The sequence below is a fragment of the Clostridium isatidis genome, assembly GCF_002285495.1.
Lineage (GTDB): Bacteria > Bacillota > Clostridia > Clostridiales > Clostridiaceae > Clostridium > Clostridium isatidis.
Window position 1 is genome coordinate 1,939,124 of sequence record NZ_CP016786.1, and the last position, 26,095, is coordinate 1,965,218.

Annotated in this window: 26 protein-coding genes, 1 other RNA gene and 1 riboswitch; of the genes, 2 read left to right on the forward strand and 25 right to left on the reverse strand. The window is 27.9% G+C overall.

The features are described 5' to 3' along the window. Positions 1 to 22: 22 nt before the first annotated feature. A complete protein-coding gene (gene treP, locus BEN51_RS09220; RefSeq protein ID WP_119865778.1) occupies positions 23 to 1,483 on the reverse strand; it encodes a PTS system trehalose-specific EIIBC component in 1,461 nt (486 codons plus the stop codon). Between the two features lie 183 nt (positions 1,484 to 1,666). On the opposite strand from treP, the gene treR reads away from it, so the two are divergent. Further along, entirely contained in the window at positions 1,667 to 2,380 is a 714-nt protein-coding gene (treR, locus tag BEN51_RS09225) for a trehalose operon repressor (RefSeq protein WP_119865779.1), read from the forward strand. Positions 2,381 to 2,405: 25 nt separating this feature from the next. On the opposite strand, the gene BEN51_RS09230 is transcribed toward treR, so the two are convergent. The 12 genes from BEN51_RS09230 to BEN51_RS09285 form a co-directional block, all read right to left on the reverse strand. After that, a complete protein-coding gene (locus tag BEN51_RS09230; RefSeq protein ID WP_119865780.1) occupies positions 2,406 to 3,170 on the reverse strand; it encodes a potassium channel family protein in 765 nt (254 codons plus the stop codon). A gap of 172 nt (positions 3,171 to 3,342) precedes the next feature. After that, positions 3,343 to 4,395 (reverse strand): aldose epimerase family protein, encoded by a 1,053-nt coding sequence (locus BEN51_RS09235; protein ID WP_119865781.1) that lies wholly within the window; start codon positions 4,393 to 4,395, stop codon positions 3,343 to 3,345. A gap of 145 nt (positions 4,396 to 4,540) precedes the next feature. After that, entirely contained in the window at positions 4,541 to 5,164 is a 624-nt protein-coding gene (gene thiT, locus BEN51_RS09240) for an energy-coupled thiamine transporter ThiT (RefSeq protein ID WP_119865782.1), read from the reverse strand. A 101-nt stretch (positions 5,165 to 5,265) separates the two neighbouring features. Next, a riboswitch (TPP riboswitch) is annotated at positions 5,266 to 5,367 on the reverse strand. A gap of 133 nt (positions 5,368 to 5,500) precedes the next feature. Next, positions 5,501 to 5,854: a phage holin family protein gene (locus BEN51_RS09245; RefSeq protein WP_119865783.1), complete on the reverse strand. Its 354-nt coding sequence runs from the start codon at positions 5,852 to 5,854 to the stop codon at positions 5,501 to 5,503. Between the two features lie 80 nt (positions 5,855 to 5,934). Then, a complete protein-coding gene (locus BEN51_RS09250; RefSeq protein ID WP_119865784.1) occupies positions 5,935 to 6,225 on the reverse strand; it encodes a hypothetical protein in 291 nt (96 codons plus the stop codon). A gap of 237 nt (positions 6,226 to 6,462) precedes the next feature. Beyond that, positions 6,463 to 6,831: RNase P RNA component class A (rnpB, locus tag BEN51_RS09255), an RNA gene on the reverse strand. 51 nt (positions 6,832 to 6,882) lie between these two features. Continuing rightward, positions 6,883 to 7,128 carry a hypothetical protein gene (locus tag BEN51_RS09260; protein WP_119865785.1) on the reverse strand — a complete coding sequence of 82 codons (246 nt, stop codon included), beginning with the start codon at positions 7,126 to 7,128 and terminating at the stop codon, positions 6,883 to 6,885. 66 nt (positions 7,129 to 7,194) lie between these two features. After that, positions 7,195 to 7,989, reverse strand: coding sequence for a Nif3-like dinuclear metal center hexameric protein (locus BEN51_RS09265; protein WP_119865786.1), 795 nt, complete (start codon positions 7,987 to 7,989; stop codon positions 7,195 to 7,197). Positions 7,990 to 8,001: 12 nt separating this feature from the next. Then, a complete protein-coding gene (locus BEN51_RS09270) occupies positions 8,002 to 8,694 on the reverse strand; it encodes a tRNA (adenine(22)-N(1))-methyltransferase (RefSeq protein WP_119865787.1) in 693 nt (230 codons plus the stop codon). A 40-nt stretch (positions 8,695 to 8,734) separates the two neighbouring features. Continuing rightward, positions 8,735 to 9,844, reverse strand: coding sequence for an RNA polymerase sigma factor RpoD (rpoD, locus tag BEN51_RS09275; RefSeq protein WP_119865788.1), 1,110 nt, complete (start codon positions 9,842 to 9,844; stop codon positions 8,735 to 8,737). A 27-nt stretch (positions 9,845 to 9,871) separates the two neighbouring features. Then, positions 9,872 to 11,650, reverse strand: a complete 1,779-nt coding sequence (gene dnaG, locus BEN51_RS09280) for a DNA primase (protein ID WP_119865789.1) — start codon at positions 11,648 to 11,650, stop codon at positions 9,872 to 9,874. 159 nt (positions 11,651 to 11,809) lie between these two features. Next, on the reverse strand, positions 11,810 to 12,841 hold the full coding sequence (locus BEN51_RS09285; protein WP_119865790.1) for a deoxyguanosinetriphosphate triphosphohydrolase: 1,032 nt from the start codon (positions 12,839 to 12,841) through the stop codon (positions 11,810 to 11,812). Positions 12,842 to 12,983: 142 nt separating this feature from the next. On the opposite strand from BEN51_RS09285, the gene BEN51_RS09290 reads away from it, so the two are divergent. Beyond that, entirely contained in the window at positions 12,984 to 14,045 is a 1,062-nt protein-coding gene (locus BEN51_RS09290; RefSeq protein WP_119865791.1) for a CotS family spore coat protein, read from the forward strand. A gap of 149 nt (positions 14,046 to 14,194) precedes the next feature. Here the strand turns inward: BEN51_RS09290 and ppdK are convergent, their stop codons facing one another. The 12 genes from ppdK to rpsU all read right to left on the reverse strand — a co-directional run bounded on the left by ppdK (position 14,195) and on the right by rpsU (position 25,989). Then, positions 14,195 to 16,828, reverse strand: a complete 2,634-nt coding sequence (gene ppdK, locus BEN51_RS09295; protein WP_119865792.1) for a pyruvate, phosphate dikinase — start codon at positions 16,826 to 16,828, stop codon at positions 14,195 to 14,197. A 99-nt stretch (positions 16,829 to 16,927) separates the two neighbouring features. After that, positions 16,928 to 17,566, reverse strand: a complete 639-nt coding sequence (locus BEN51_RS09300; RefSeq protein ID WP_119865793.1) for a helix-turn-helix transcriptional regulator — start codon at positions 17,564 to 17,566, stop codon at positions 16,928 to 16,930. Positions 17,567 to 17,753: 187 nt separating this feature from the next. Further along, a complete protein-coding gene (locus BEN51_RS09305; protein WP_418219549.1) occupies positions 17,754 to 18,350 on the reverse strand; it encodes a DUF4342 domain-containing protein in 597 nt (198 codons plus the stop codon). A gap of 4 nt (positions 18,351 to 18,354) precedes the next feature. Next, positions 18,355 to 19,104, reverse strand: coding sequence for a DNA repair protein RecO (gene recO / locus BEN51_RS09310; protein ID WP_119865795.1), 750 nt, complete (start codon positions 19,102 to 19,104; stop codon positions 18,355 to 18,357). A 7-nt stretch (positions 19,105 to 19,111) separates the two neighbouring features. After that, positions 19,112 to 20,002 (reverse strand): GTPase Era, encoded by an 891-nt coding sequence (gene era / locus BEN51_RS09315; RefSeq protein WP_119865796.1) that lies wholly within the window; start codon positions 20,000 to 20,002, stop codon positions 19,112 to 19,114. Positions 20,003 to 20,011: 9 nt separating this feature from the next. After that, on the reverse strand, positions 20,012 to 20,413 hold the full coding sequence (locus tag BEN51_RS09320) for a cytidine deaminase (protein ID WP_119865797.1): 402 nt from the start codon (positions 20,411 to 20,413) through the stop codon (positions 20,012 to 20,014). A 90-nt stretch (positions 20,414 to 20,503) separates the two neighbouring features. Further along, the gene (locus BEN51_RS09325) at positions 20,504 to 21,205 is read right to left on the reverse strand and encodes a diacylglycerol kinase (RefSeq protein ID WP_119865798.1); all 702 of its coding nucleotides are present in this window, start codon (positions 21,203 to 21,205) and stop codon (positions 20,504 to 20,506) included. A gap of 18 nt (positions 21,206 to 21,223) precedes the next feature. Further along, complete coding sequence (ybeY, locus tag BEN51_RS09330) at positions 21,224 to 21,724, reverse strand: rRNA maturation RNase YbeY (RefSeq protein ID WP_119865799.1); 501 nt, start codon at positions 21,722 to 21,724, stop codon at positions 21,224 to 21,226. A 116-nt stretch (positions 21,725 to 21,840) separates the two neighbouring features. Next, positions 21,841 to 23,925 carry an HD family phosphohydrolase gene (locus BEN51_RS09335; RefSeq protein ID WP_207652764.1) on the reverse strand — a complete coding sequence of 695 codons (2,085 nt, stop codon included), beginning with the start codon at positions 23,923 to 23,925 and terminating at the stop codon, positions 21,841 to 21,843. 29 nt (positions 23,926 to 23,954) lie between these two features. Then, entirely contained in the window at positions 23,955 to 25,094 is a 1,140-nt protein-coding gene (gene yqfD / locus BEN51_RS09340; RefSeq protein WP_119865800.1) for a sporulation protein YqfD, read from the reverse strand. A gap of 1 nt (position 25,095) precedes the next feature. Next, on the reverse strand, positions 25,096 to 25,374 hold the full coding sequence (gene yqfC, locus BEN51_RS09345) for a sporulation protein YqfC (protein WP_119865801.1): 279 nt from the start codon (positions 25,372 to 25,374) through the stop codon (positions 25,096 to 25,098). A gap of 438 nt (positions 25,375 to 25,812) precedes the next feature. After that, positions 25,813 to 25,989 (reverse strand): 30S ribosomal protein S21, encoded by a 177-nt coding sequence (gene rpsU, locus BEN51_RS09350; protein ID WP_074364434.1) that lies wholly within the window; start codon positions 25,987 to 25,989, stop codon positions 25,813 to 25,815. Between the last annotated feature and the right edge of the window lie 106 nt (positions 25,990 to 26,095).

The window sequence follows — 26,095 nt, forward strand, 5'->3', positions numbered from 1 at the left end:
GCGAAGCTACAACCACTTTAATTTAATTCATTGTTGCAGATTCTTTTGCTTCAACTAACTCTTGATAATCTTTTGAATATTTTTTATCAAATACAAATGTTAATGCTGCAGGAACGATTACTGCTACTAACATAGCAATTATAAATTGTACCCAATATTGAGGTTGAATTGCTAAGAAACCTGGTAATCCTCCTATACCGATTGAGTTAGCTAAAACTCCAGTAAGTATTGATACAACAGCTGCTGATGCTGATCCTATTAATGCTGCATAGAATGGATATTTATATTTTAAGTTAACACCAAACATTGCTGGTTCAGTAACTCCAAGCCATGCTGAAATACCAGCTGATGCTGCTACAGATTTAAGTTTTGCATTCTTTTTATAAATAATTAACATTGCAACCGCTGCTGAACCTTGAGCTATATTGCTTAGAGCTATTAGAGGCCATATCATTGTTCCTCCATTATTTGCGATAAGTTGTAAGTCTACAGCTATAAATGTATGATGTAATCCTGTAATAACTAATGGTGCATATAATAATCCAAAAATTATTGCTCCAAGTAATTTAATCGGTCCAGTTAATAAATAGTTAAATACAAGTGCTATATTATCTCCAAGTACTCTTGATACTGGTCCTATAACAATATAAGATAATAATAAAGTTACTAGTAATGCTACAAATGGTATAATAATCATTTTTAATACATCTGGTATATACTTACGTAATGAAAGTTCTAATTTGCTTAGTAAAATACCTGATAACATAGCTGGTATTACTTGTGCTTGATAACCAACCTTATCAATTGTAAATAGTCCAAAATCCCAGAATGGAACTGTTCCTTCTTGTACAGCTGCCGCATAACCGTAAGCATTTAAAAGTTGTGGTGATACTAAAGTAATACCTAAAACAATACCTAAAATTTCTGAACCACCAAACTTTTTAACTGTTGACCAAGTTATTGCGACTGGTAAGAAATGGAATATAGCTTCTCCTAATATCCATAAGAAACTATGAATTTCTGCTAATACTGGATATAGATCTGTAAGAGCTTGAGTTCCATCTCCAAAAACCTTCATATCTCCTATAATATTTCTAAATCCTAGTATTAAACCACCTGTTATAATTGCTGGTAATATTGGTACGAATATTTCAGCTAGTCCACTTATTATTCTTTGTAAAAGTGACATATTTTGTTGAGCTGCTTTTTTAGCCTCTTCTTTTGATACCCCTTTTACCCCTGATACTTTTACAAAATCATCAAAGAATGTTTTTACTTCATTACCAATGATAACTTGGAATTGTCCAGCATTTGTAAAAGTCCCCTTTACTGTTGGTAATTTTTCAATTTCTTTTACGTTTGCTTTTCCTTCATCTTTTAGTACAAACCTTAACCTAGTCACACAGTGACTTAAACTTGCAATATTTTCTTTTCCCCCTACAAGTTCTAATAGGTCTAAGGCTTCTTGTTTAAATTTACCCATTCTCCTCACCTCATATATAAAATTAATATTTTTGATTACGATTACATTATATCTTGTTTAAACATGCTTGTCAATAGTTGTTTAAACATGTTTTTTTTATTTTTTGCAGTTATTCAATTTTTATTTTTATTTTTAAGTGATATAATATACATAGATTATTTATCAAAGGAGAACTGTCATGCTATGAAACAAGTTAAATACACAGAAATATATGAATACTTAAAAAATAAAATTATATCAAATGACTATAAAGCTGGAGAAAAAATCCCTTCCGAAAATGAATTAACAGCATTATTTAATGTCAGTAGAAATACAGTAAGAAGGGCCATAGATAAACTTTCCTTTGAAGGCTTTGTAACAAGTGTTCATGGAAAAGGAGTATTTGTTATAGAAAAACATCAACTTAAATTCCTAGTTGGAGGGCTTCAAAGCTTTAGGGAAGCATCTGAAACAAATGAAGTTTTATATTTTACTAATTTACATACTTTCGAAGAAATAATAATAGATGAAAAACTTTCAAAAATTACAGGTTTTCCTTTAGGCTCTAAAGTTATTCACATTATTAGATCAAGAAATATAGACGGTGAAGAAACAATCCTTGATATTAACTATTTCCTAAAAGATGTTGTAAATGGGATTACAAAAGATATTGCTATACATTCCATTTATGATTACTTAGAAAATGATCTTTCATTAAAAATAGCTGGGGCACAAAAAATAGTTTCTGTTGAACCTGCATCTAAGCTAGATAAGAAATACTTAGAACTTAAAAAATATAATTTAGTAGCAATTATTAAAAACTATGTAAATTTAGATGATGGAACATTATTTGAATATACAGAATCTAGACATAGACCTGATAAATTTATTTTTTCTACATACGCAAAAAGACTATAATAAAAAAACAGACTGCCTAAGCAGTCTATTTTTTATTATGTTTTAATCTTTTTAAAGTATAATATATATCTTCTAAATCTTTGTCGCTTAAATCATCAATATTATCTAAATTATATTTTATTAAATCAATTGCATTTTCTCTATAACCTTTCTTTTGTTTTTTATAACCTTCTTTATTTATTATATATACAGCCATCGTACTTGTTGTAACACTGATAAAACCTACCCCTAATATCATTAATAAAATAGCTACAATTTTTCCTAAGGGACTTTCTATTAATACATCTCCATATCCAACAGTAGTAAAGGTTACAAAGCTCCACCAAATAGCATCTATAAAGGGCATTTCTTCTAAAAGCGAAATGACAACAGCTCCTAATACAATTATTATAGTTGTTAAAATTAATAAATAATTAAATTTATTTTCTTTTACCAAATATTTTATATTATTCTTAAACTTTAATATTAGTATAATCAAAATAATCAAATTAAAAATCAGATTTATATTGTGTCCTATAATAGTAAAATTTGATAAACTATCAATGTATTTAAGCGGAATTAATGATATTAAATCTACCTTATTATTTAATATAAATTGAAATTTATTTTTACTTCTAACTATTCTAAAGAAATAATCAGCAGAAAAAACAATACAAATTATCAAATTTATATATAATAAAGTCTCTTGCACAATGTAGGGCATAGTATACATTAATTTTATAATTATTATTATAGAATTCATTAAAGACAACAAACCAATAAAGGTTCTATGTAAATTAACTTTATTCACAACTATTCCTCTCTTAATATTGTTCTCTATATATTTTATAATTCTATTATTAATAAAATGATATAAGTAATGAAAAGTTAACTTACAATATCAATAGAAATTATATCAAGTTAAATTTCTGATATAAAAATACCGTATACTTAACATTGAATATACGGTATTTTACTTTATATTATTTTTCATTTAGTATTGAGAACTTATAAATAGTTTCTTTTGAATACTCTTCTCCTTTTCTTAATATAGAATATTTTGTAAATATATTATCTTCTCCAATTGGAGGATTTTGAGTTTCAATTGCAATAGCATCTCTTCTGTTAGGTTTTCTTCCACAATCTAATACCTTATCATCTGGGAAATTTAATGTATATAAAACTACAGACTTTTGATTTGTATATACATCCATTACTCTACCAGATTCTTTATGAACTAATCTTAATTTTAAATCACCTTCATTATTTAACATCCACGGATGATCATAACCTTGTCCAATTGCTAATTGCGGATCATCTCTATCTATATCTCTTCCAATTTTCTTTGCTATATTAAAATCAAAAGGAGTATTTTCTACATATAATAATCTTCCTGTAGGAACTTGATTATTATTTAATTCAATTAAAAAATCACTATTTACATATAGATAATGATTTAATATATCTTCTTTACAATTTCCACTTAAATTAAAATAAGAATGATTAGTTAAATTTACTAAAGTATCTTTATCACTTACCGCTTTATAAGTTATTTTAAACTCATTATTTTCATTTATAGTATATATTATATTAACTTTTAAATTTCCTGGATAACCCTCTTCTCCATCCTTACTAAAATAAGATAATAAAGCACTAACTTCATTTTCATTCTCATGAACTTCTACATTAAATATTTTAAAAGTAAATCCATTTGGTCCCCCGTGCCCTTGATTAACTCCATAATTTTTATTAAAGGTTAAAACTTCATCATTTAACTTCGTAGTTCCATTTGCAATCCTGCCTGCAGTTCTTCCAACTATTGCTCCATAATAAGATGGATTAGTAACATAAGTCTCTAAATCCTCATATTTTAAAACTACATTTTCAATATTACCTTTCTTATCAGGTACTAGTATATCCGTAATTACTCCTCCCAAATTTAAAAAATCAATTCCAAATCCCTTAGAATTTCTTAAACTAAAACTAATTATTTCACTATTTTCTCTCATATTTATAAAAACCTTTTCAATACACATAGCACTCTACCTTTCATTAACATTTATAATTTAAATATAATCTTTTTTCCTATTTAAAGTCAATAAAATAAATAAAAATAAAAGAGATTCCCTAACTTCCCTTAGGCAATCTCCTTAACTTATAAATATTATTAAATTATTTCATTTATATTTTAAGTCTTTTAATGAGGCTTTTTATATTTATAACTGATGCAACTGCCATGCATATTAAACAATCAATTAATATAAAGGAACCATTATATATAAAAGAATAGACTATCGGTGTCAAATTATAATCTGCAGCATAACTTCCCCAGAATATTACACCAGCAGTAAAGTTAAATACAAACATTCCAAAGAATCCTACTGCTATGGCAATAAATTTATTATTTTTAAAGAAACCAGATAATCCCACTGCCATGAAAGGAAGAATATAATCAAATATCACCTGAATAGGATGTAAAATATATGCAGGTCCAATAATGAAATTTAAAATACCATATAAAAAGCCTGTAAACATACCTATAATAGGACCATAAATTAATGAAATTAATATTATTGGAAGCATTCCCGCGATTGATGCACTTCCACCAAAAGGTAATTGAAATACCTTTATCATCTCTAAAACAACTGTCATAGCCAAAGTTATGGCAATATGAGCAATTAATCTTGAAGTGAATTCAACTTTTTTCACTTTAATAAACACAAAAAATATAATTAGCATACCTATTATTGTAGCTATGCTTGTCCAGTTGGACATAATTCCTTTAATATTTTCTAAAATTTCCATAAAAAATCCTCCTTCTACTGTGCTAAGGAGTAATATACCTTGATTATTAATAGAAAAAGCCGTGTTCGCGGGAACACGGCAAAATAAGCAATAAACATTTATTAACTTATTTATGGCTTCCCTACGATAGTATTATCTATATCAGGTATAAGGGTTAATGATTGAAAAATCATTTCTCAGCCGAAGCACCCCTAGCACATAATTATATTTTACTTTTACATAAGATATAATATCACATTTATTAATCTATTTCAAATGAATATTTTTATTGATTTTATATAAAAAACTCATAAACCATTAAAAAGTTTATGAGTTTTAAACTAAAGGAATTTTATTTTAAAAAGATTTTCCTGGAATAACAGCATCTATAATTCCAATAACTAAAGCTGCTAATAATGCTCCTATCATTGAAACTCTCATATTTGGAACTATGAATTGAGCAACATATATTATTATTGCTGATATTACAAATCCTTTTAATCCTCTTCCTAATGGAGAAATTTCATCTCCCATCATTCTTTCCACTAAATAATCAAGAACAGTAATTACAACTGCTGCAATTAAAAATGACCACAAACCATTTATGCTAAATCCTGGGGTAAAAAAAGATGCAATAGCTAAAATCACTGCTACCATTACAAGCCTTATTATCCATGACATTGCTCCACTTTCTACTTTATTATGTTCCATAAATATTCCTCCTATGTTTTTATAATTTAATGTTTTTAAACAATTATATTATTTGCATAAATGCAGAAAAATATTTATGTCTAATTTTTCTTAGTAATATTATTAGTTAATTTAACTATTAAATCGTGTACAAAATTTGAACCCCTGCTCACCAATATTCCTGTTAATATTATTCCAAGATAAGGTATTTTATTATTTATTTTTAATAATTCAAAAATATCTAAATCAGTAGAAATAGTTATAATTATCGAAATAACCAAAGCCCCTACCTTATCTACACATAACTTTCCATCTTGCCAAACCATTTTTAATGTTTCCCATATACTTTCTGCAAGCACAGAAATAATTATAATAATAAATAAATTTTGCATTTAAACTCTCCTTTATTTTTAGAATTTATTAAAATTTATTCAGAAAAGGCTGCTTAAATGCTAAACTTAATATTATTTTTATAAATAAAAAAAGCACCTCTTATTTTACATAAAAGGTGCTTTTATATAATTTCTATAATTAAATTTTCATTAAGCATATTAAGTCTTTTAAATTAATATATAATTAGGCAAATACTTGGGCGAGTTTCCCCTAAGTATAGCCCTTATAAACACATTGTTGCAAGCAAGCCGTAAGCGGAGTTCTGTATTAAGCAATCATCTATCTAGGCTTATTGTTACCAATAAGCTCAAGCGGCACACCCGGAGACGGAGCGGGCCACCCCATAATGTCTCCCTATTCGGCCTTGCTCCAGGTGGGGTTTACATAGCCATCATGTCACCATGATGCTGGTGAGCTCTTACCTCACCTTTCCACCCTTACCTTAATCATTAACTAAGAAAATATTTAACTAATGTTAAGGCGGTATATCTCTGTTGCACTATCCTTCAAGTCGCCTTGACTGGACGTTATCCAGCACCCTGCCCTATGGAGCTCCGACTTTCCTCTCCTAGATCAAGTCTAGCAGCGATTGCATGTCTTACTTGCAAAAAGTATCTTACCATAAATAATTATATTTTGCAAATGCAATTTTTAGTTTACAAAAATTGAAAAATAACAATTAGCATAATTAAAATAACCCAGGAATAAAAACTAATTCCTGAAAACAACAAGGTTAACACTATAAGAACAATTACACATATCTTTGCAGCTGTATTTTCCGATTTGCTTGTGCACTTACTTGTAATAATTCTTTTATTTATACCATGAACTAATTCTTTAAATGTATCTTGAAGAACTTTTGTCCAAGGACTCTTCTTCTTTCTATAATAATATTTACTCACAATAATCCCCATAACAAATACTACTCTTATTATTTATATTATAAATTTAAAGATATTATGTGAAAATTATAAAAATATATATGGATCTATAGATTTATTTGATATTAGCACTTCAACTTCACCAAAGTTTTCTTGTATTTCTTTCATGACTTCTTGGAACACTATCCATTCTGAAGAAAAATGACCTATATCAATAATTGAAATCCCCATTTCCTTATAATCGGAGGCATAATGATAAGTTGTATCCCCTGTTATGATGCAATCTGCTCCTTTGTTATGGGCAATGTAAAAAAATGATGAGCCGCTGCCATTTATTATTGCAATTTTTCTTATTTTTTCTTTTCCAATAACAACTTTTACTGCTTCTATATTCAATTTTTCTTTTATGTGACTTATTAATTCTTCTATCCTGATATCTTCCTCAAGGGTTACTAATCTTCCAAGCCCTTCTGATTTATCATTCCTAGAATTTTTATTTATCTCTAATAATTCACCCTTTTCAAAACCAAGAATTTTGACAATGGTTTCATTTAGTCCTCTTTCTGCTGAATCTAAATTAGTATGACTGGAATAAAGACTAATATCATTTTTTATTAATTCTATTATTTTTTTTCCTAATAAACTATCTGTTGTTATGCTACTTGGCTTTTTAAAAATAAGAGGATGGTGAGTTATTATCAAATCAATATTTTTTCTTTTTGCTTCTTCTATAACTTCTAAAGTACAATCTAAGGCTAATAATATCTTTTTTACTACTGCTTCTTTATTTCCCACCATTAATCCTACATTATCAAAATCTTCTTTTAAATTAGCTGGAGCAAAGTCCTCCATTATTTTAATAATATCTTTAACTTTTTTCATAAATCATCACCCTTATAAATAATTTATCATTTTTGAAATTAAATCTATCTTATTATTAATTGTTTCTTTTCTTATTTTAGCATTCTCTGTTTCTTCATTTATATAACCTAAAATTCGATTATAATTTTCTATCTTTAGCTTTAAATAATCTTTTAATAGTGGATGTTTTTCCATCAATAATTTAGGACTTACTTCATAATATATAGGATCTAATTGGGTGATTTCGCCTTTTTTTCTTTTCACCTTAAAAAGTTCATAATATATATTTTCATCTAAACAAAGATCTTCTTTAATTATTTCATAATTATTATTATATAAATATTCCCTTAAAACTTCTGGATTTTGAGCTGGTTGCAAAATAAGGTAATCTAATTCATTTACTTTATCTATACTATCTTCTAAAATATTTACTATTAAATTACCACCCATGCCAGCAATTATTATAATATTAGCTTCATTATTATTTAATGGTTTAAGTCCATTTCCTAATCTAAATTCTAATTTATCATCTGCTCCCTCTAGAATTGCATTCAACCTTGCCTTATCTAAAGGAAACTTATTTACATCTGTAGCAATAGCCTTTTGACAAAGATTATTTTTTACAGCATAAATAGGTATATAACCATGATCTGTTCCTATATCTGCTAAAACTCCTGTTGGGTCGATATTGTTTATAATAAGTTTTAATCTTTTGCTTAGTTCCATTTTTCTACTCCTTGCTAAATAAAATTAGCACCTTTTGGTGCTAATCTAAATAATCCTTTAATTTTTTACTTCTTGAAGGGTGTCTTAATTTTCTAAGAGCCTTTGCTTCAATTTGTCTTATTCTTTCTCTTGTTACATTAAACTCTTTTCCTACTTCTTCAAGAGTTCTTGCTCTACCATCATCTAGACCGAATCTTAATCTTAACACCTTTTCTTCTCTAGGTGTTAGAGTATCTAATACATTTATTAGTTGTTCCTTAAGCATTGTAAAAGCGGCAGCTTCTGCTGGTGCTAAGGCATCATCGTCTGGTATAAAATCTCCAAGATGCGAATCTTCTTCTTCACCAATTGGTGTTTCAAGAGATACTGGCTCTTGAGCTATTTTTTGAATTTCTCTTACCTTTTCAACTGGAAGTTCCATAATTTCAGCAATTTCTTCTGGATGAGGATCCCTTCCTAATTCTTGTAATAATTGACGTTGAATTCTAATTAATTTATTAATTGTTTCAACCATATGAACAGGGATTCTAATAGTTCTTGCTTGATCTGCAATTGCTCTTGTTATTGCTTGCCTTATCCACCATGTAGCATATGTAGAAAATTTAAAGCCTTTTCTATAATCAAACTTTTCTACTGCTTTTATAAGCCCCAAGTTTCCTTCTTGAATTAAATCTAAGAATAACATTCCCCTTCCAACATATCTTTTAGCTATACTAACTACTAGTCTAAGGTTTGCTTCTGCTAATTTCTTTTTAGCCTTTTCATCACCTTGTTCTATTCTTGTTGCTAATTCTATTTCCTCCTCTGAGGATAGTAAAGGAACTTTTCCTATTTCTTTTAAATACATTCTTACTGGATCATCTATTGCAATCCCTTCTGGAATACTTAAATCTAAATCTTCTTCCTCAATATTCTCTTCAGAAATTTCATCACCAATAATTTCTATTCCCATAGATTCTAATACTTCATAGATTTTTTCTATTTGTTCAGGAGTTAATTCTATATGATCAATTTCATCCATCATTTCCTTATATGTTATAGAACCCTTGTTCTTTGCTTTATCTAGTAGATTTTTAACTATTGCCATTTTACTATTTTTTGTTTCACTGTCTTTTTTACTGTCCTTAGCTTTTGTTTTTCCATCTACCATTTTTTTACCTCCTTCCGCTTTTACCACTTAATTCACACCTTTCTTAAGTTGATCATTTATCTTATTAATTTCCATTGCTATTCTTATTGTCTCCTCTATTTTTCCTTGTTTTTCAAAAGCTCTTTGCTGATTTTTTAAATTTTCTAAATCCCTATTTAATTTATAATTAATAATTTGTCTAATTAAATCTCTTATTAACTTTTTATTATTATTTCCAATTAGAATTTTTTCTTCCTTGATTTTAATAAGTTCTTCTAATATTTTTGCGTCAGTAAATTGGGTTTCTAAATAACTCATTATATTATTTATTTTTCCCTTTTTAGCTTCCTTAATGATAGAAAATATCTCTATATGTTCCGGCATAATAAACTCTTTATTGCTTATTTGCTTATTGATTTCGTCAAAATATTCATCTTCTAGAGATAATTTTAATAAAGCTCTTTCTGCTTTTAAAAATGGTGGTTCTACATATAATTTTGTTCCATTTTCTTCCTTATTATTCATAAAATTATTCTTACTAATATTTTTTGTCATTTCTTTTGATAATAAATCAAATAATGTCTGCTCTCTAATTCCTGTTTTTTCTGATATATTTTTTATATATATATCTTTTTCTAATGGATTTACATCAGCAAGTATTTCAGTTACTACTTTCCCATACTTAACCAAATCAGTATTATCGCCTAAATTTAATCCCTCTCCAGCCTTTCTTATTCGATAATCTATTAGACTTTCTGCATTTTTAACTAATTCTAAAAAAGCATCTTTTCCATTATTTCTAACAAATTCATCCGGATCTTTTCCATTAGGGATATTTAAAACTCTAACGTCAAAACCAACATCCCTAAGGATATTAAGTCCCCTTAATGTTGCTGTCTGTCCTGCAACATCTGCATCATAGGAAATAATAACTTTATCTGCATACCTTTTTAACAATCTTGCTTGATCATTAGTTAAAGCCGTTCCTAAAGATGCAACAACATTGGTAATTCCCTGTTGATGCAATGATATTAAATCCATATAACCTTCTACTATAATAAAATATCTTTCATGCATTTTACCTTTTAAGGCAAAGTTTAATCCATAAAGATTAGTTCCTTTTTGGAAAACAAGTGTTTCTGGAGAATTTAAGTACTTAGGTTTAGAATCATCTAATACCCTTCCACCAAAGCCTATAACTCTACCCCTATAATCAAAAACAGGAAATATAACCCTATTTCTAAATCTATCATATTTTTTTCCTGTTTTTACTGAAGCAGACACTAAACCAGCTTCATATAATAAATCTTCTTTAAAACCTAATTTTTTTAAATAATTAAGCAGACCATCCCAACTATCTCTAGCAAAACCTAACCCAAATTTTTTAATAGTTTCTTCTTTTATTCCTCTCTTTAAAAAATAATTTTTAGCTACATTTGAATTTTTTAAATTTGAATAAAAGAATCTAGCTGCTTCTACGTTGACCTTATAAAGTAGATTTCTTTTTTTAGCCTTAGGATCTTCATTTTTTCTATCAGTATCTATCTGTATATTTACTCTATCAGCTAAATACTTTACTGCATCAACATAGGGCAAATTTCTATTTTTCATAATAAATGTTATTACATTCCCTGCTTCTCCACAGCCAAAGCATTTATATATTTGTCTTTCTGGTGATACTGAAAATGAAGGCGTCTTTTCATTATGAAAAGGACATAACCCTGTAAAGTTTCGGCCAGATCTCTTTAATTTTACAGTTTCTGATATTACATCAACTATGTCATTGTATTCTTTAATCTTCTCTAGAATCTCTTCAGAAATCTGCAAGGAGATTCACCTCCTTACTATAATTTTCGTCAACTTTTATTATTTTCGACATTTTTTATAAAATTCCTTCTGAAATTTTAAAAATTATTTCTATATATTCCATCTTCTTTATTATTATTCTTTATAAAATTCGAAATTCCTCTTATTTTTTTATTTTAATTAGTATATAACTAATTTCGGCACAAAAATAGAATTAAATGTATTTAAACAGTAATCATCACTCATTCCAGCAATATAGTCTGCTACTGCTCTATTTACTCCTTCTTCCTCTGCTATTTTTCTATATATTCCTTTTAACTCATTTTCATGGGTACAGTAATATTCAATCAAATTTTCTAATATAAATTGCGCCTTATTTCTCTCTACTCTTAGAATATCCCCTAAGTAAATGTTTTTAAACATAAACTTCCTAAGTTCCATCATGGCTTCTAATACTTCATTACTAAACTTAATATCAACACAATTATTCTCAATAGATTTTATAGTATTATAAATAATATCATTTACTAAAGTGTCTATTCTTTCAGAATTAGTTTTTCCTAGAACTTTTACAATTTCTTTAGGAATATCATCTTCACTTAATAATCCTGCCCTTATAGAATCGTCTATATCATGATTTAAATAAGCAATCTTATCACTTATTCTAACTACTCTTCCTTCTAAAGTTTTTGATTTATTTTCTCCTTTTAAATTAAGCCCACTATGATTTAATATTCCATCTATTACTTCTTCTGTTAAATTTAATCCTTCACCATTTCTTTCTAGTTTTTCTACAACCCTTACACTTTGCTCACTGTGTCTAAAACCTCCATCAAGAAAGTTGTTTAAGACCTCTTCCCCACTATGAGCAAAAGCTACATGCCCTAAATCATGACCCAAAGCAATAGCTTCAATTAGCACCTCATTTAAACCAATTCCAGCTCCAATAGTCCTTGCAATTTGAGATACTTCTAAGGTATGAGTTAATCTTGTTCTATAATGATCTCCAAAGGCTTTAATATATACTTGAGTTTTATGCTTTAATCTTCTGAAGGATTTACTATGTATAATTCTATCTCTATCTACCATATAGCAGGTTCTAACACTATCTTCTTCTTCAAATTTTTTTCTTCCTTTACTGTAAGCACTAAACGCTGCTTCTTTTATCAATGTCAACCTTTCAAATCCTTCTATTTTATTCCTTACGTTCATATATCTCACCTCTATATTACTTATTCTATATTTTTCTCTAATTTCCTTTAATTAAACATATTTTTAAAATATATATTATTAATAGTATATTTTTCTTTTTACAATAATATCTTAATAATGAAGAATTTTTTAGGAGAGTATTATGAAAAATATATTAACTGAAACAAAAAATGGTTTACTTCCTTTAGATGAAATAAAAGAACAAATATTACCAAAATATAATCTTAAAAATGTCTCATTAACTAATATAAAATTCAAAGATACAGAAAAACAAAGGGCTGTATATAGAGTTGATCTTCACGAAAAATCTTACTGCTTAAAAAAAGTCTATTATGATGAAGAAAATCTTTTGTATGTATATTCAGCTTTGGAATGGTGCTTTAGAAATGGAATAAATGTTCCCAAACTGCTACCAACTGCAGATGGAAACAGATATATAAAATATAAAGATATGCTTTTCATTTTAACTCCTTGGCTTGATGGAGAAAAATGTGATTTTGACAACTTAAATCATATGTTAGTATCTTCAAAAACCCTTGGTAAATTACATAAAACTTCTGTAAACTTTTATCCTATTGAAGGAAGTTTTGAACGAGAAACTTTTGAAGATCTTTCCATAAGCATTTCTAAACATTTCAATCAACTTTTAAACAGTATAGATAAAGCTTATTTTTATAAAGATAGGTTTTCAAACTTATTTCTAAATAACTTAGATGAAAATCTTGAATTAGCTAAAATTTCTTTGGAAATATCTTCTTCAATTAATTCTTCAAATCTTTCTAGATCTTTATGTCATGGTGATTTTGTTAATAAAAATATATTAATTTCTGATAATGAAATATCACTTATTGATTTCGATAAATGTAGACTAGATTATTGCACAAAAGACCTGTCATATTTTTTAAGAAGATTACTTAAACGTGAAACCACCAACTGGCAAATAAATCTTACTTTAGACATTTTGAATAGTTACATGGAAGAAAACAACTTAACAGAAGATGACTTAAAATATATCATAGCATATATTGCCTTCCCACAAAAATTTTGGAAACTTTCAAGAGATTATTATAGAAATATAAAAAAGTGTAATAGAAATGCCTTTATACTTCTCCTTGAAAAAGCAATAAAAAGATCAGAAAATCAGTTAGATTTTATTTATAAGCTTATAAAATCTTTTAACAAGTATTACACTACAAGGATATAGTCAGTTGGGCCTGTGAAGATTAGAGCAATTTTCGACAAACTGAAAATCTAAATAATTAAATCCATAACTAAAACTTAAAAATCTAAACAAGTTTTGCTTAACACTAAAAAAATAGATGTTACACAAAATGCGTAACATCTATTTTTTATTTATTTTCTTGGATTTTTAACTTGTGCTTGTGCAGCAGCAAGTCTTGCAATTGGAACTCTAAATGGTGAACAAGATACATAATTAAGACCTACATTATGGAAGAATTCAACTGATGAAGGATCTCCACCGTGTTCTCCACAAACTCCTAATTTAATGTCTGGTCTAGTTGCTTTACCTTTTTCTACTGCAATCTTAACTAATTGTCCAACACCTGTTTGGTCAACCTTAGCAAATGGATCTTGTTCATATATATTTCTATCATAATAATGCTTTAAGAATTTAGCAGCATCATCTCTTGAGAAACCAAAGGTCATTTGAGTTAAGTCATTTGTACCAAAGGAGAAGAATTCTGCTTCTTTAGCAATTTCATCTGCAGTTAATGCAGCTCTAGGTATTTCTATCATTGTACCTACATGATATTCTAACTCAACACCTTTTTCTTCCATAACCTTCTTAGCAGTTTCAACAACTACATCCTTAACATATTTTAATTCCTTTACTTCTCCTACTAATGGGATCATTATTTCAGGAACTATGTTATATCCCTTATTCTTTTTAACTTCTATCGCAGCTTCTATAACAGCTCTAGTTTGCATTTCTGCTATTTCAGGATAAGAAACTGCAAGTCTACAACCTCTATGACCCATCATTGGATTGAATTCATGAAGATTTCTAACTGTTGCTTTTAATTCTTCAAAAGTTAATCCTAATTCCTCTGCTAATTCACGAATTTCCTCATCTGTATGAGGTAAGAATTCATGTAGAGGTGGATCTAAGAATCTTATAGTAGCAGGTCTTTCTTCTAATGCTTCATAAATTCCAATAAAGTCTTCTCTTTGCATTGGAAGAAGTTTTTCTAAAGCTTTTCTTCTATCTTCTTCATTTTTAGCTACTATCATTTCTCTTACTGCCATAATTCTATCTTCAGCAAAGAACATATGCTCAGTTCTGCAAAGACCTATACCTTCTGCTCCAAATTCTACAGCTTGCTTTGTATCTCTTGGAGTATCTGCATTAGTTCTAACCTTTAATTTTCTAATTTCATCTGCCCATCCCATAAATTTAGCAAAATGTCCTGATATTTCTGGAGCAACTGTAGCTATTTTTTCTCCATAAACATTTCCAGTTGAACCATCTATTGAAATATAATCATCAGCTGTATAAACCTTTCCAGCTACTTCTAAAGTTTTAGCTTCTTCATTAATTACTAATTCTCCACATCCAGCTACACAGCAAGTTCCCATTCCTCTAGCAACAACTGCAGCATGAGAAGTCATACCCCCTCTTACTGTTAATATACCTTCAGCAGCAATCATTCCTTCTATATCTTCTGGAGAAGTTTCAAGTCTTACTAAAACAACCTTTTCACCATTTTCCTTTCTTATTTTAGCTTCTTCAGCTGTAAATGCTATTTTTCCATAAGCTGCTCCTGGAGAAGCTGGTAAACCTTTTGCTATAGGAATAGCCTTCTTTAAATCTTCTGTCATGAATGTTGGGTGTAATAATGAATCTAATTGATTTGGTTCAACCTTTAATATTGCTTCTTCCTTAGTTAACATACCTTCTTCAACTAAGTCAACAGCAATCTTTAAAGCAGCTTGCGCTGTTCTCTTACCATTTCTTGTTTGTAAGAAGAATAACTTTCCTTCTTCAATAGTTATTTCCATGTCTTGCATGTCTTTATAATGTTGTTCTAACTTATGAACTATTTCAGTAAATTGCTTATAAATTTCAGGATTTTGTTCTTCTAATTTTGCAATTGGAAGTGGTGTTCTAATACCTGCAACAACATCTTCCCCTTGAGCATTCATTAGATACTCACCATATATTTTATTTTCTCCAGTTGCAGGGTTTCTTGAGAATACAACTCCTGTTCCTGAAGTTTCCCCTTTATTACCAAATACCATCTCTTGAACGTTTACAGCAGTACCCCATTCTCCTGGTATATCATTTAATCTTCTATATACTATTGCTCTCGGATTATTCCAAGATCTAAATACAGCAGTTATAGCTTCAATTAATTGATGTTTTGGATCTTGTGGGAAATCTTCTCCACGTTCTTTCTTATATGTTTCTTTATACCTAATAGTTACTTCTTTTAAATCCTCTGCTGTTAAATCAGAATCTAATTTTACTCCTCTACTTTCTTTTATTTCATCTAATATATTTTCAAATAATCTTTTTTCAATGCCCATAACTACGTCTGAAAACATTTGTATAAATCTTCTATAAGAATCATAAGCAAATCTTGGATTATTTGTTAGCTTAGCCATAGCTTCTACAGATTCATCATTTAATCCTAGATTTAATACAGTATCCATCATTCCAGGCATTGAAACTCTAGCTCCAGATCTTACTGAAACTAAAAGAGGATTTGTTAAACTTCCAAATTCTTTTCCTGTTATTTTTTCTAGTTCTGAAATTCTTTCGTAAATTTCTTCAATGATTTCTTCTGCTATTACTTGACCATCCTCGTAATACTTGTTGCAGGCTTCAGTTGTTACAGTAAAGCCTTGCGGTACTGGGATTCCTAACGAAATCATTTCTGCTAAATTTGCCCCTTTACCTCCTAGAAGATTCCTCATTGAGGCATTTCCTTCACTAAAAAGGTAAACATACTTCTTTTTCTTCATCTCAATACTCCTCCGTTTAATCAAATTGATATGATATATAGAAACAATACTATTGTATTGTAGCTACCCTATTAATACTACTTAAATTTAATAAACAAATTAATGTTCTTCTCCTAGCTTTACAAAAAGCTTTGTTATGTTAGTTTTTGAAACCTTACCTATAACTTTATACTGATTTCTCCCAGCATCTTCCTTTTCAATTTTTTCAACTATTGGAATGCTGTCAACTTCATGTTCAATTATTTTTTTTGCTAAGTCATAAGCTTTATCTTCTGCAAATCCACAAATAATATTGGGCATTCTAGTCATAATCACCCCTACTGGAACCTTATGTATATCAGTCCCCCCTATTGCTATTTTAAGAAAATCCTTTCTTGAAATAGCTCCTACTAATGCCCCATTATTTTCTACAAAAAGTGTTCCTACATCATTTAAAAATAAAAATACTATTGCATCATATACCATAGTTTCTTCGCTAACCGTTATTGGCTTTGACATTATCTCTTTTGCTAAAACTTTTGAAACCTTGTCTATAACTTCAAAATTTTTTTGTTCTCCCAAATATACGTAGCCAACCTTTGGTTTAGCATCTAAAATACCTAACATAGTCAAAATCGCTAAATCAGCTCTTAAGGCAGCCCTTGTTACTCCAAGCTTTTCAGCTAATTCTTCACTAGTAACTGGCTGTCCAATTTTTACTATATTAACGATTTCTTCTTGTCTATGTGATAATTTCAAACTTATCCCTCTTTCTTTAATGCAAAGAGAATATTCAGATAATTTCGATTAATCTGATATTACTATTATAGCATTTTATTACAACTTTACTATATTTATTTTTATATTTTTTTTATTAAATTATCTGAATATTCTCTATTACATAAGCTTTTTTTCATAATTGCTCTGTTTATCTTTCTTTTTCTAATTATTGCTCTTCCTTTTCATCTTCATCAAAATTCACACTATAACTAAAAACATTATCTTCTAAAGTTTCTTCATCTTTTTTTATATTACTCATAACATCATCTTTTAAATCAACAACCTTATCCTTTACTTTAGACGCTACACTAGTTGCTGTATCCTTAATATCTTCCATAGTCTTAGTAATATACTTATTAACTATTTCAACTGTTCCATCTTCCTTAGTAATTTCTATAGTTATTTTGGTTACTACTGCTGCAATAACAACAAAGGCTAAAATTGGTGGAATTAATATTCCTATTACTCCTGCAGCTATACCTGCATTTACAGGGACATCAACAATTTCCTTGCCATCTTTAGTTACTCTAATTCTAGTTACATTTCCTTTATTAATTAGTTCCTTAAACCAATTTTTTAGATCTTCAATAGTTTCATATTTTTCTTCCTTACTTTTTAATTTTGCAGCCTTTTTTTGATTTTCTATATAGATTATTGCATCTACAACATCTTCATTGCTTAATTCTAATGCCTCTTTAGCTTCAGCATAGCTTACTCCTGTTCTTTCTATTACTTGATCAACTTTTTCTAATGTTATTGACATAATATCACTCCTTTATATAATTTAACATTTCTAAACTTTTTGGTTTTCTTGTATAGTTTGATGATATTATATAGTTTGTAATTTTATAAATATCTTTTTTTGTATCTTCATTAATATTAAGTCTATATAATTTATCCATTGAAGTTTTTAAAAGAAATTTAATAGAATTATATGCAGGTTTGGAAATATAAATTCCTTGATGTCTTTCACATTCCTCACAAACTCCACCATAATATGCTAAAGATATATAATTTGATACCGAAATTTTTTTATTACAAACAACACAATTATCTAACTTTAATCCATATCCTGTTGCTTTTAAAAGTTTTAATTCAAAAGATCTTAATAATATTTCATAATTTAATACATCAGTATTTAATAAATACATGCAAGTTATAAAATCTCTAAACAAACTGTAATTTATTTCTCCTTCTTCAATACAAATATCTATCAGTTCGCATAAATAAGATGAATATGTAAGTTTATCTAAATTCTCTAATAACCCTTGAAATGAATTGATAATTCTTCCTTCTTGTAGATTATATAAACTCTTACCTTTGAACAAAACAAATTCTCCATAACAGAATGGGAGTGTAATAGTAAAAAACCTATTTTTATTTTTCTTTGCCCCTTTTGCTATCGTTGTTATTTTGCCCAATTTATCTGTATATAACCATACTAATTTATCATTTTCTTTAAACTCTTTTGTCTTAATAATAACTCCTTTTATCTTATGCAACGACAGAAGTAACATCCCCCATCTATTTAAGTTTTTTGTAGCCTAAATCCTTTAAAAGAATCTGATTATCACGCCACTCTTTTCTTACCTTAACCCAAATCTTTAAGTTTACTTTAGCTCTTAAAAATCTTTCAATTTCATATCTTGCAGTTTCACCTATCTTTTTAAGAGATTGGCCATTTTTCCCTATTATTATTCCCTTATGAGAATCTTTCTCACAAATCATATCTGCTTCAATATGATATGTACCATTTTCTTTTTCTTTCATTTGAATAATATCAACTGCAATCCCATGAGGTATTTCATCTCTTAAATTTCTTAGTGCTTTTTCTCTTATAATTTCTGAAACTACAAATCTTTCTTGCACATCTGTTATCATATCATCTGGATAGTACTTAGGACCTTCAGGCATATTTTCAATCATTAGCTTGACTAATTTATCTACATTCTTATTTTTAAGAGCTGATATAGGAATAATTTCCTTAAAATTCATCTCTTCTGAATACATTTGTAAAGTTTTCGCAACTCTATCTTGTGTATATTCATCAATTTTATTTACAACTAAAAATACAGGAATCTTTGAATTTTTTAATGTTTCTAAAATAAATTGATCTCCTTTTCCTATTTTTTCATCCGGATTAATTAAAAATAAGATTAAATCTACATCCTTAATAGAATCCTTAGCAGAGTTTACCATATACTCTCCTAATTTATGTTTTGGCTTATGTATTCCTGGTGTATCTACAAAAACCAATTGATAATCTTCTCCTGTTAATATTGTTTGAATATTATTTCTTGTGGTTTGTGGTTTATTTGAAACTATCGATAACTTTTCTCCCATTATTTGATTTAATAATGTTGATTTACCTACATTAGGTCTTCCTACTATCGTTACAAATCCTGATTTAAACATTTGTCCTCCTTAGTTCTCTAAATCTTTTTTTGTAAATGCTCCTGGCATAACTTCACCAAAAGTTTTTACTATATAATCTTCTTTATTTTTTATTAAAATTATTGGAGTATTTTCATCTTCAACAAATTCACTAATTACTTGTCTGCAAATTCCACAAGGAGTTGTATAAGTTCTTATATCTCCTACTATTGCAATAGCCTTTATTATTCTATTTCCTTCTGAAATTCCTTTGAAAATTGCTGTTCTTTCTGCACAATTTGTTGCGCCAAAGGATGCATTTTCTATATTACATCCTGTATAAATATTATCATCTTCAAATAATACTGCAGCACCTACTTTAAATTTTGAATATGGTACATAGGCTTTTTCTCTTGATTCTAAAGCTTTTTCAATAAGGCGCTTAAAATCCATAACATTTCCTCCACTTACAGTTATTGTACCTTTTATTATATCATTTCTTATATAAAATTAAACTAGTTCAAAATAAATAAATTCCTTTTATCAAATTTTAAATATGATAAAAATTAATAATGTTAATAAAGTTCCAAAAATTGCTCCTATAATAACTTCAAAAATAGAATGTACATTTGAATCTACCCTGCTTTGAGCTGTAATAAGAGCCATTAAATAACTTAAAACTATGCATATAGCTTCTTCTGTTATTAAGGATATAGCTGTAGCTAGCGAAAATGCTAAAGCACTATGTCCACTAGGCATTCCGCCTCTTAAAGGAGTTCCTTCTCCAAATATAGCTTTTATTATAAGAGTTACTATTGTTACTATTGCTAATGCTATAAAAATAGTATAAGGCTCTGAATGCTTAATTTTAAATATAACTCTATAAGATATTTGGGTTATTTTATCCCAAAACATTATATACCCAACAATGATGGCATTGATAGCTGTAATTAAAACCGCCCCTGCAGCGGCATTTTTTGCTATTTTAGCTAAGGGATGATAGTGATTCATGCTCATATCTATAGTTGCTTCTATAGCTGTATTAATAATTTCTGCTGCTAAAACTAAAGTAATAGTAAGTAATAATACTAAAAATTCTACCTTAGATAAATCAACAAAAAAGCATATAGTTAATATTATTAATGAAGCTAATAAATGAAATCTCATATTCCTTTGAGTTCTCACTGTATCTATAATTCCCTCTATAGCATAATTAAAACTTTCAACTATCTTTCTTATTTTCATATTTTCCTCTCATTATTTTTATCTTCTTATTTCTAATTTATTCAATATTTCCTCTTCTCTTTGCCTCATCTTAATCTTATCTTCTTCTACCATATGATCATAACCTAATAAATGTAATATTGAGTGTAAAACTAAATAATTTACTTCCCTTTCATAGGAATGTCCATACTCCTTACTTTGTTCTAAAGCTTTTTCTAAAGACAAAACCATATCTCCAAGTACTAATTCATCTCCATCTTTATAGATTTCATCAAAATCATAACCTAAATAAATATCTTTAAATACCTTTCCTTCTTCATATTCTAGCATCGGAAAAGAAAGTACATCTGTTACCTTATCTATTTTTCTAGCTTCATTATTAATCTTTCTTATTTCTTCATTATCAACAAAAAGAAGTGAAATTTGATATTCTCCTGTTACACCTTCTTCTCTTAAAGCAAAATCACAAACTCTTTCTATTTTATCTATAAATTCTTCTGTTATTTCTAATTTCTTTTGTCTATTTTCTGTATATAACATACGAGCCTCCCAATCTTTTTTAATATATATAAATTCCTCTAAATAAAAAGTAAAAGTAATAATATAAATTAAGAATTAAAATTTTAGTTTTAATTTTAATTCTTAATTTAATATATTTATTTCTTTTTCTCTGTTGGGTATTCTATTCTTTGATGATACATGCCATCAAAGGATTTTAGAAAACTCCTTTTAATAATTTCTATATCTTTTAAGGTTAAATCACAATTAATTAGTTGATTAGATTTTATTTTATCATTAATAATGTTATTTACCATTTCCTCAATTTTAGCTTTAGTTGGTTCACTAATTGATCTTACAGCAGCTTCTGCACTATCTGCTAACATTAATATCCCAGCCTCTTTTGTATGTGGTATAGGACCAGAATATCTAAATTCTTCCTCTTTTATATCCTCAGGATTATCTGCTGCTTCCTTTGCTTTATAGTAAAAATATTTAACTAAAGTTGTTCCATGATGCTCAACTATCATGTCTTGAATAACCTGAGGAATTTTATACTCTTTTGCTAACTCTATTCCATCTTTTGGATGTGATAAAATTATTAATGCACTTAAATTAGGTGTAATTTTATCATGAGGATTATCTCTTCCAATTTGATTTTCCCCAAAAAAGAAAGGTCTCTTTGTTTTTCCTATATCATGATAATAAGCTCCAACCCTTGCAATTACAGGATTTCCTCCTACTGCTTCTGCAGCAGATTCAGCAATATTCGCAACCATCATACTATGGTGATAAGTACCAGGGGCCTCCATCAATAATTTCTTCATAAGCGGCTGGTTAGGATTTGACAGTTCTAATAATTTTATATTTGTAACAACATCAAAAATTGATTCATAAAAAGGAAGTAATCCTAGAGCAAGTATTCCTGAAACAAAACAACCTATTGAAGTATACATTGTTTTTATTAATATCTCTTTCAAATTATTTGAATATAACATACTAGAAGCCATTGTAATCAAAGTAGATATTACTGTTATATATATTGTTGAATAAATAATGTCATTCCTTTGCTGAACTTTATTTAGAGCCAAAGTTGATATAATAACATTTACTATTGATATTAGTATTATGCCAACATCAAACCCTACAACTATAGCAACTAAAATAATATTTAACAAATTCATTACTAGAGAAGTTTTACTATTTATTAAAATTGCCATTAACATACTGCTGCATACAATAGGTATTAAATAAGGTGAAATCCCTTTTATTAATATAGATAGAATTATAAAAATAATATTAATAGAACTAATTAAAGTCAGCATTTTCTTGTTCTTTAACATTTCGCTATCTTCTTTTAACAAATATCTGTATTGTAAAAATAGAATAACAATGACTGCTACAGCTAAAGAAATAAAAATCTTTATCGAGCTTCTATTTATCCCATCATTAAGCATTCCCAATTGCTCTAGTAAATTAATTTGTTCTTGAGTTACTGGTTCGCCCTCCTTAATAATGGTTTGATTTTTCTTAATTATTTCTGGTTCAACATTTTTTTTAGCTTCTTCTATCTTTTCTTCAGTTTTCTCTTTGTCATAAAACATATTTGGCTTTATTTGACTATAGCATATTTCTCTTACTATCTCCTCTAAAGTTCTATCATAATTTTTTTCTGCTAATAAATTATCTATTATATTTCTAGATCTTTGTATATTATCATAATTATTTTCTTCAATATTATTTTTATACACTTCTTCTAAAGAACTAGAAATAAAATTATTAATCTCTGAAAGCTTCTCTTTATCTAAAGACAATAATATATTGTAATCTTCATCCCTTAATGTTATCCCATTAACCTTTTCTATATTTTTTAATTTATCTTCATCTTCACCGCTTTTATTAGAAGAAATACTTTTGTTTATATTTTCAAAAAGTATATTTACTTTTGATAAAGCTTCTATCCTCACTTCACTTTTTATTGTATATTGCTTATCTACTTTTGAAGCTGCTTCTTGCTGTTTTTCTAGAGTAGCAGCTTCATCTACTACATCTACTGGCGCCTTTATATCGGCATCCGCAATATCTCCAACTGCTAAATTATGTTTTTTTGGTGATACTACTATAAGCAAAAGAAAATATATTATAATAAATACAACACAATAAATTATTGGTATTTTATATTTTTCTTGAATATAATTTTTGTTTTTCTTCGTTTTTATCCACTTAAATTTATTTATGGACATGTCAATCACCTTCTAATCTTAATAGTTTTTTAGTAATCAACAGGATTATTATCAACTATATTTTGTTCAACCACAAAAATAACATTTACAATAACATTTCCATCTGCCTCATCTTTAGTCGTTACTATTTTATCTTTAATTTTTGCTTCCCGCGTTAAATTGTTATATAGAGATTCCTGCAACTGCTTAACTGCATTATCTATAGCTTCTTCTTTAGTCAACCTTACCGGAAATTCTTCCTTTTCATAATAATTAACTTTATTAAATATTTTTCCACTTTCCTCTATTTTATCATACTCTTTAAAACCTTTTATAGCTTTTTTAAGATAAATTTTCTTTCCGAACATTTCTAAATAGATATCACTATCCTTATTCCCATTTCTCTTAAGCTCAGTACCATCTATTTTGACAACCATGTTTTTTTCATAAAAGGTATTTGCCATTACTACACCATCCGGAACAACTTCATACGGGTTTTCTTCCTTGCCATTTATTCCTTCTATTAAGATATCTCCTGGTTTTACTAAATCTCCTATATGAACAGTAGACCTTCCAGAAAAAACATATACCCTACTTACTTCTCCCTCCATTTTAGAAACTAAATTTCCCTTTTTCTCTTCTATTATTTCTGGTGGATTAACTTTTTCTTCTATATTAACTTTTAATGTAGAGCCTTCGATTCTCACTCTTATCCAAAGTATACCAGAATTAATATCTTCTATCTTTTTCTCTAACTCTTTGACATCTATTTCTTTTTTCTTTATACCAGGGACGATGCCTAAATTATATAAATCTTGTCTTATTTCATAAGGTGATAAATTATTTCTTGTGTTAATTTCTATACTCCAAACGAAGGTTGAAAGATATAAGAGGATTATTAAAAAAATCCCAGCCCCTATGCATAAAAATATTTTATTTTTTAATCTAAATAATAAAAATAATATGCCTCTTTCACCAACTATCTTAACTTTTCCATTTAATCTTTTTATAATTCTCTTTAAATTATCATAGTCTTTATATTCTATTGTGACTCTTAAAGTTACTATATCTACTTTTTTAACATTCAATATGTTTATATTTTCATTCCATAATATGTTTAAAACTCTTTCGGGATTTAGTACTTTTATTTCAATTATTAACTTTCCAGTTTCAAATATTCCTCCAGCCATTTTACACCTCATATGATATAGAATTAAATTTACCACTAATAGTTATTGTGGATTCACCTATATATAATATTTCAAAATTATCACCTTCGATGGAAATTGGCTTTAATTTAGTATTTACTTTTATTATGTTTCTTTCAAAAAGTACTATCCCCTTATGATTTTCTATTGTAATTTCTTCTTGCCCAATTACACTTATCCTAGGCAGATCTAAAGCTATATCTTTTGATATATTCAACTTTTCAGCTATAATTTCTCTACCTTTATCAATTTTATTTTGCATAATTTAACCCCTCTTATATTTTTACTAATAGTAATTTATGATAAAGATATAGAGAAAATTACATCTTTAAATCTAATTAACAAAAAAGCAAAGAGGGTTATTTTAACTCTCTTTGCTTTTATTTATTTTACATATTAAATTCAAAAATACCAAGTTAAACTCAGATATATAATGTTATTCAACCTTTTATGTAGCTGCTTAAACAATTATAGTTTTTTATTTTAAAACTGCTGAGGAAGGTAACTTAGATAAATTTAATATTAAATTTAATCTATTTTCCCTTATAAAATCAAGTATAATTATATACTTATTTTAGGCTATAAACCAAAATTCCTCAGCTCTGGTGTATCAAAAAATAATACAACAAAGCTTATTGAATAAATAAGCCTCCAATAACAGCTATAAAATCAAATTGCTTTGATTTTTAAAATGAATTTACTATTTAAATTTTCTCTTTCTAGCAGCTTCTGACTTTTTCTTTCTTCTTACGCTTGGTTTTTCATAGTGTTCTCTTTTTCTAACTTCTGAAAGAACTCCAGCTCTTGCGCATTTTCTCTTAAATCTTCTTAATGCACTTTCAAGTGTTTCATTTTCTCCAACTTTTATTTCTGACATCTATTATCCCTCCCTCCGCTAGCTCAAATTAATCAATTTAACTCAGCTACGGGCTTAATAACACACGCTATATTATACAATAGGTAACTTCTAAAGTCAACTCTTA

Coding starts and splice junctions, on each gene's coding strand:
- BEN51_RS09320 (WP_119865797.1), bottom strand. CDS start 20,413: ATGGATTTTAAGCGCCTTATTGAAAAAGCTTTAGAATCAAGAGAAAAA.
- BEN51_RS09325 (WP_119865798.1), bottom strand. CDS start 21,205: ATGAAAATAAGAAAGATAGTTGAAAGTTTTAATTATGCTATAGAGGGA.
- recO (WP_119865795.1), bottom strand. CDS start 19,104: ATGTTACTTCTGTCGTTGCATAAGATAAAAGGAGTTATTATTAAGACA.
- BEN51_RS09290 (WP_119865791.1), top strand. CDS start 12,984: ATGAAAAATATATTAACTGAAACAAAAAATGGTTTACTTCCTTTAGAT.
- BEN51_RS09305 (WP_418219549.1), bottom strand. CDS start 18,350: ATGTCAATAACATTAGAAAAAGTTGATCAAGTAATAGAAAGAACAGGA.
- thiT (WP_119865782.1), bottom strand. CDS start 5,164: ATGGAAATTTTAGAAAATATTAAAGGAATTATGTCCAACTGGACAAGC.
- ppdK (WP_119865792.1), bottom strand. CDS start 16,828: ATGAAGAAAAAGAAGTATGTTTACCTTTTTAGTGAAGGAAATGCCTCA.
- BEN51_RS09285 (WP_119865790.1), bottom strand. CDS start 12,841: ATGAACGTAAGGAATAAAATAGAAGGATTTGAAAGGTTGACATTGATA.
- BEN51_RS09265 (WP_119865786.1), bottom strand. CDS start 7,989: ATGAAAAAAGTTAAAGATATTATTAAAATAATGGAGGACTTTGCTCCA.
- BEN51_RS09250 (WP_119865784.1), bottom strand. CDS start 6,225: ATGCAAAATTTATTTATTATTATAATTATTTCTGTGCTTGCAGAAAGT.
- treR (WP_119865779.1), top strand. CDS start 1,667: ATGAAACAAGTTAAATACACAGAAATATATGAATACTTAAAAAATAAA.
- era (WP_119865796.1), bottom strand. CDS start 20,002: ATGTTTAAATCAGGATTTGTAACGATAGTAGGAAGACCTAATGTAGGT.
- rpsU (WP_074364434.1), bottom strand. CDS start 25,989: ATGTCAGAAATAAAAGTTGGAGAAAATGAAACACTTGAAAGTGCATTA.
- BEN51_RS09245 (WP_119865783.1), bottom strand. CDS start 5,854: ATGGAACATAATAAAGTAGAAAGTGGAGCAATGTCATGGATAATAAGG.
- BEN51_RS09335 (WP_207652764.1), bottom strand. CDS start 23,925: ATGTCCATAAATAAATTTAAGTGGATAAAAACGAAGAAAAACAAAAAT.
- BEN51_RS09270 (WP_119865787.1), bottom strand. CDS start 8,694: ATGGAACTAAGCAAAAGATTAAAACTTATTATAAACAATATCGACCCA.
- BEN51_RS09235 (WP_119865781.1), bottom strand. CDS start 4,395: ATGTGTATTGAAAAGGTTTTTATAAATATGAGAGAAAATAGTGAAATA.
- yqfC (WP_119865801.1), bottom strand. CDS start 25,374: ATGCAAAATAAAATTGATAAAGGTAGAGAAATTATAGCTGAAAAGTTG.
- treP (WP_119865778.1), bottom strand. CDS start 1,483: ATGGGTAAATTTAAACAAGAAGCCTTAGACCTATTAGAACTTGTAGGG.
- yqfD (WP_119865800.1), bottom strand. CDS start 25,094: ATGGCTGGAGGAATATTTGAAACTGGAAAGTTAATAATTGAAATAAAA.
- rpoD (WP_119865788.1), bottom strand. CDS start 9,844: ATGGTAGATGGAAAAACAAAAGCTAAGGACAGTAAAAAAGACAGTGAA.
- ybeY (WP_119865799.1), bottom strand. CDS start 21,724: ATGTTATATACAGAAAATAGACAAAAGAAATTAGAAATAACAGAAGAA.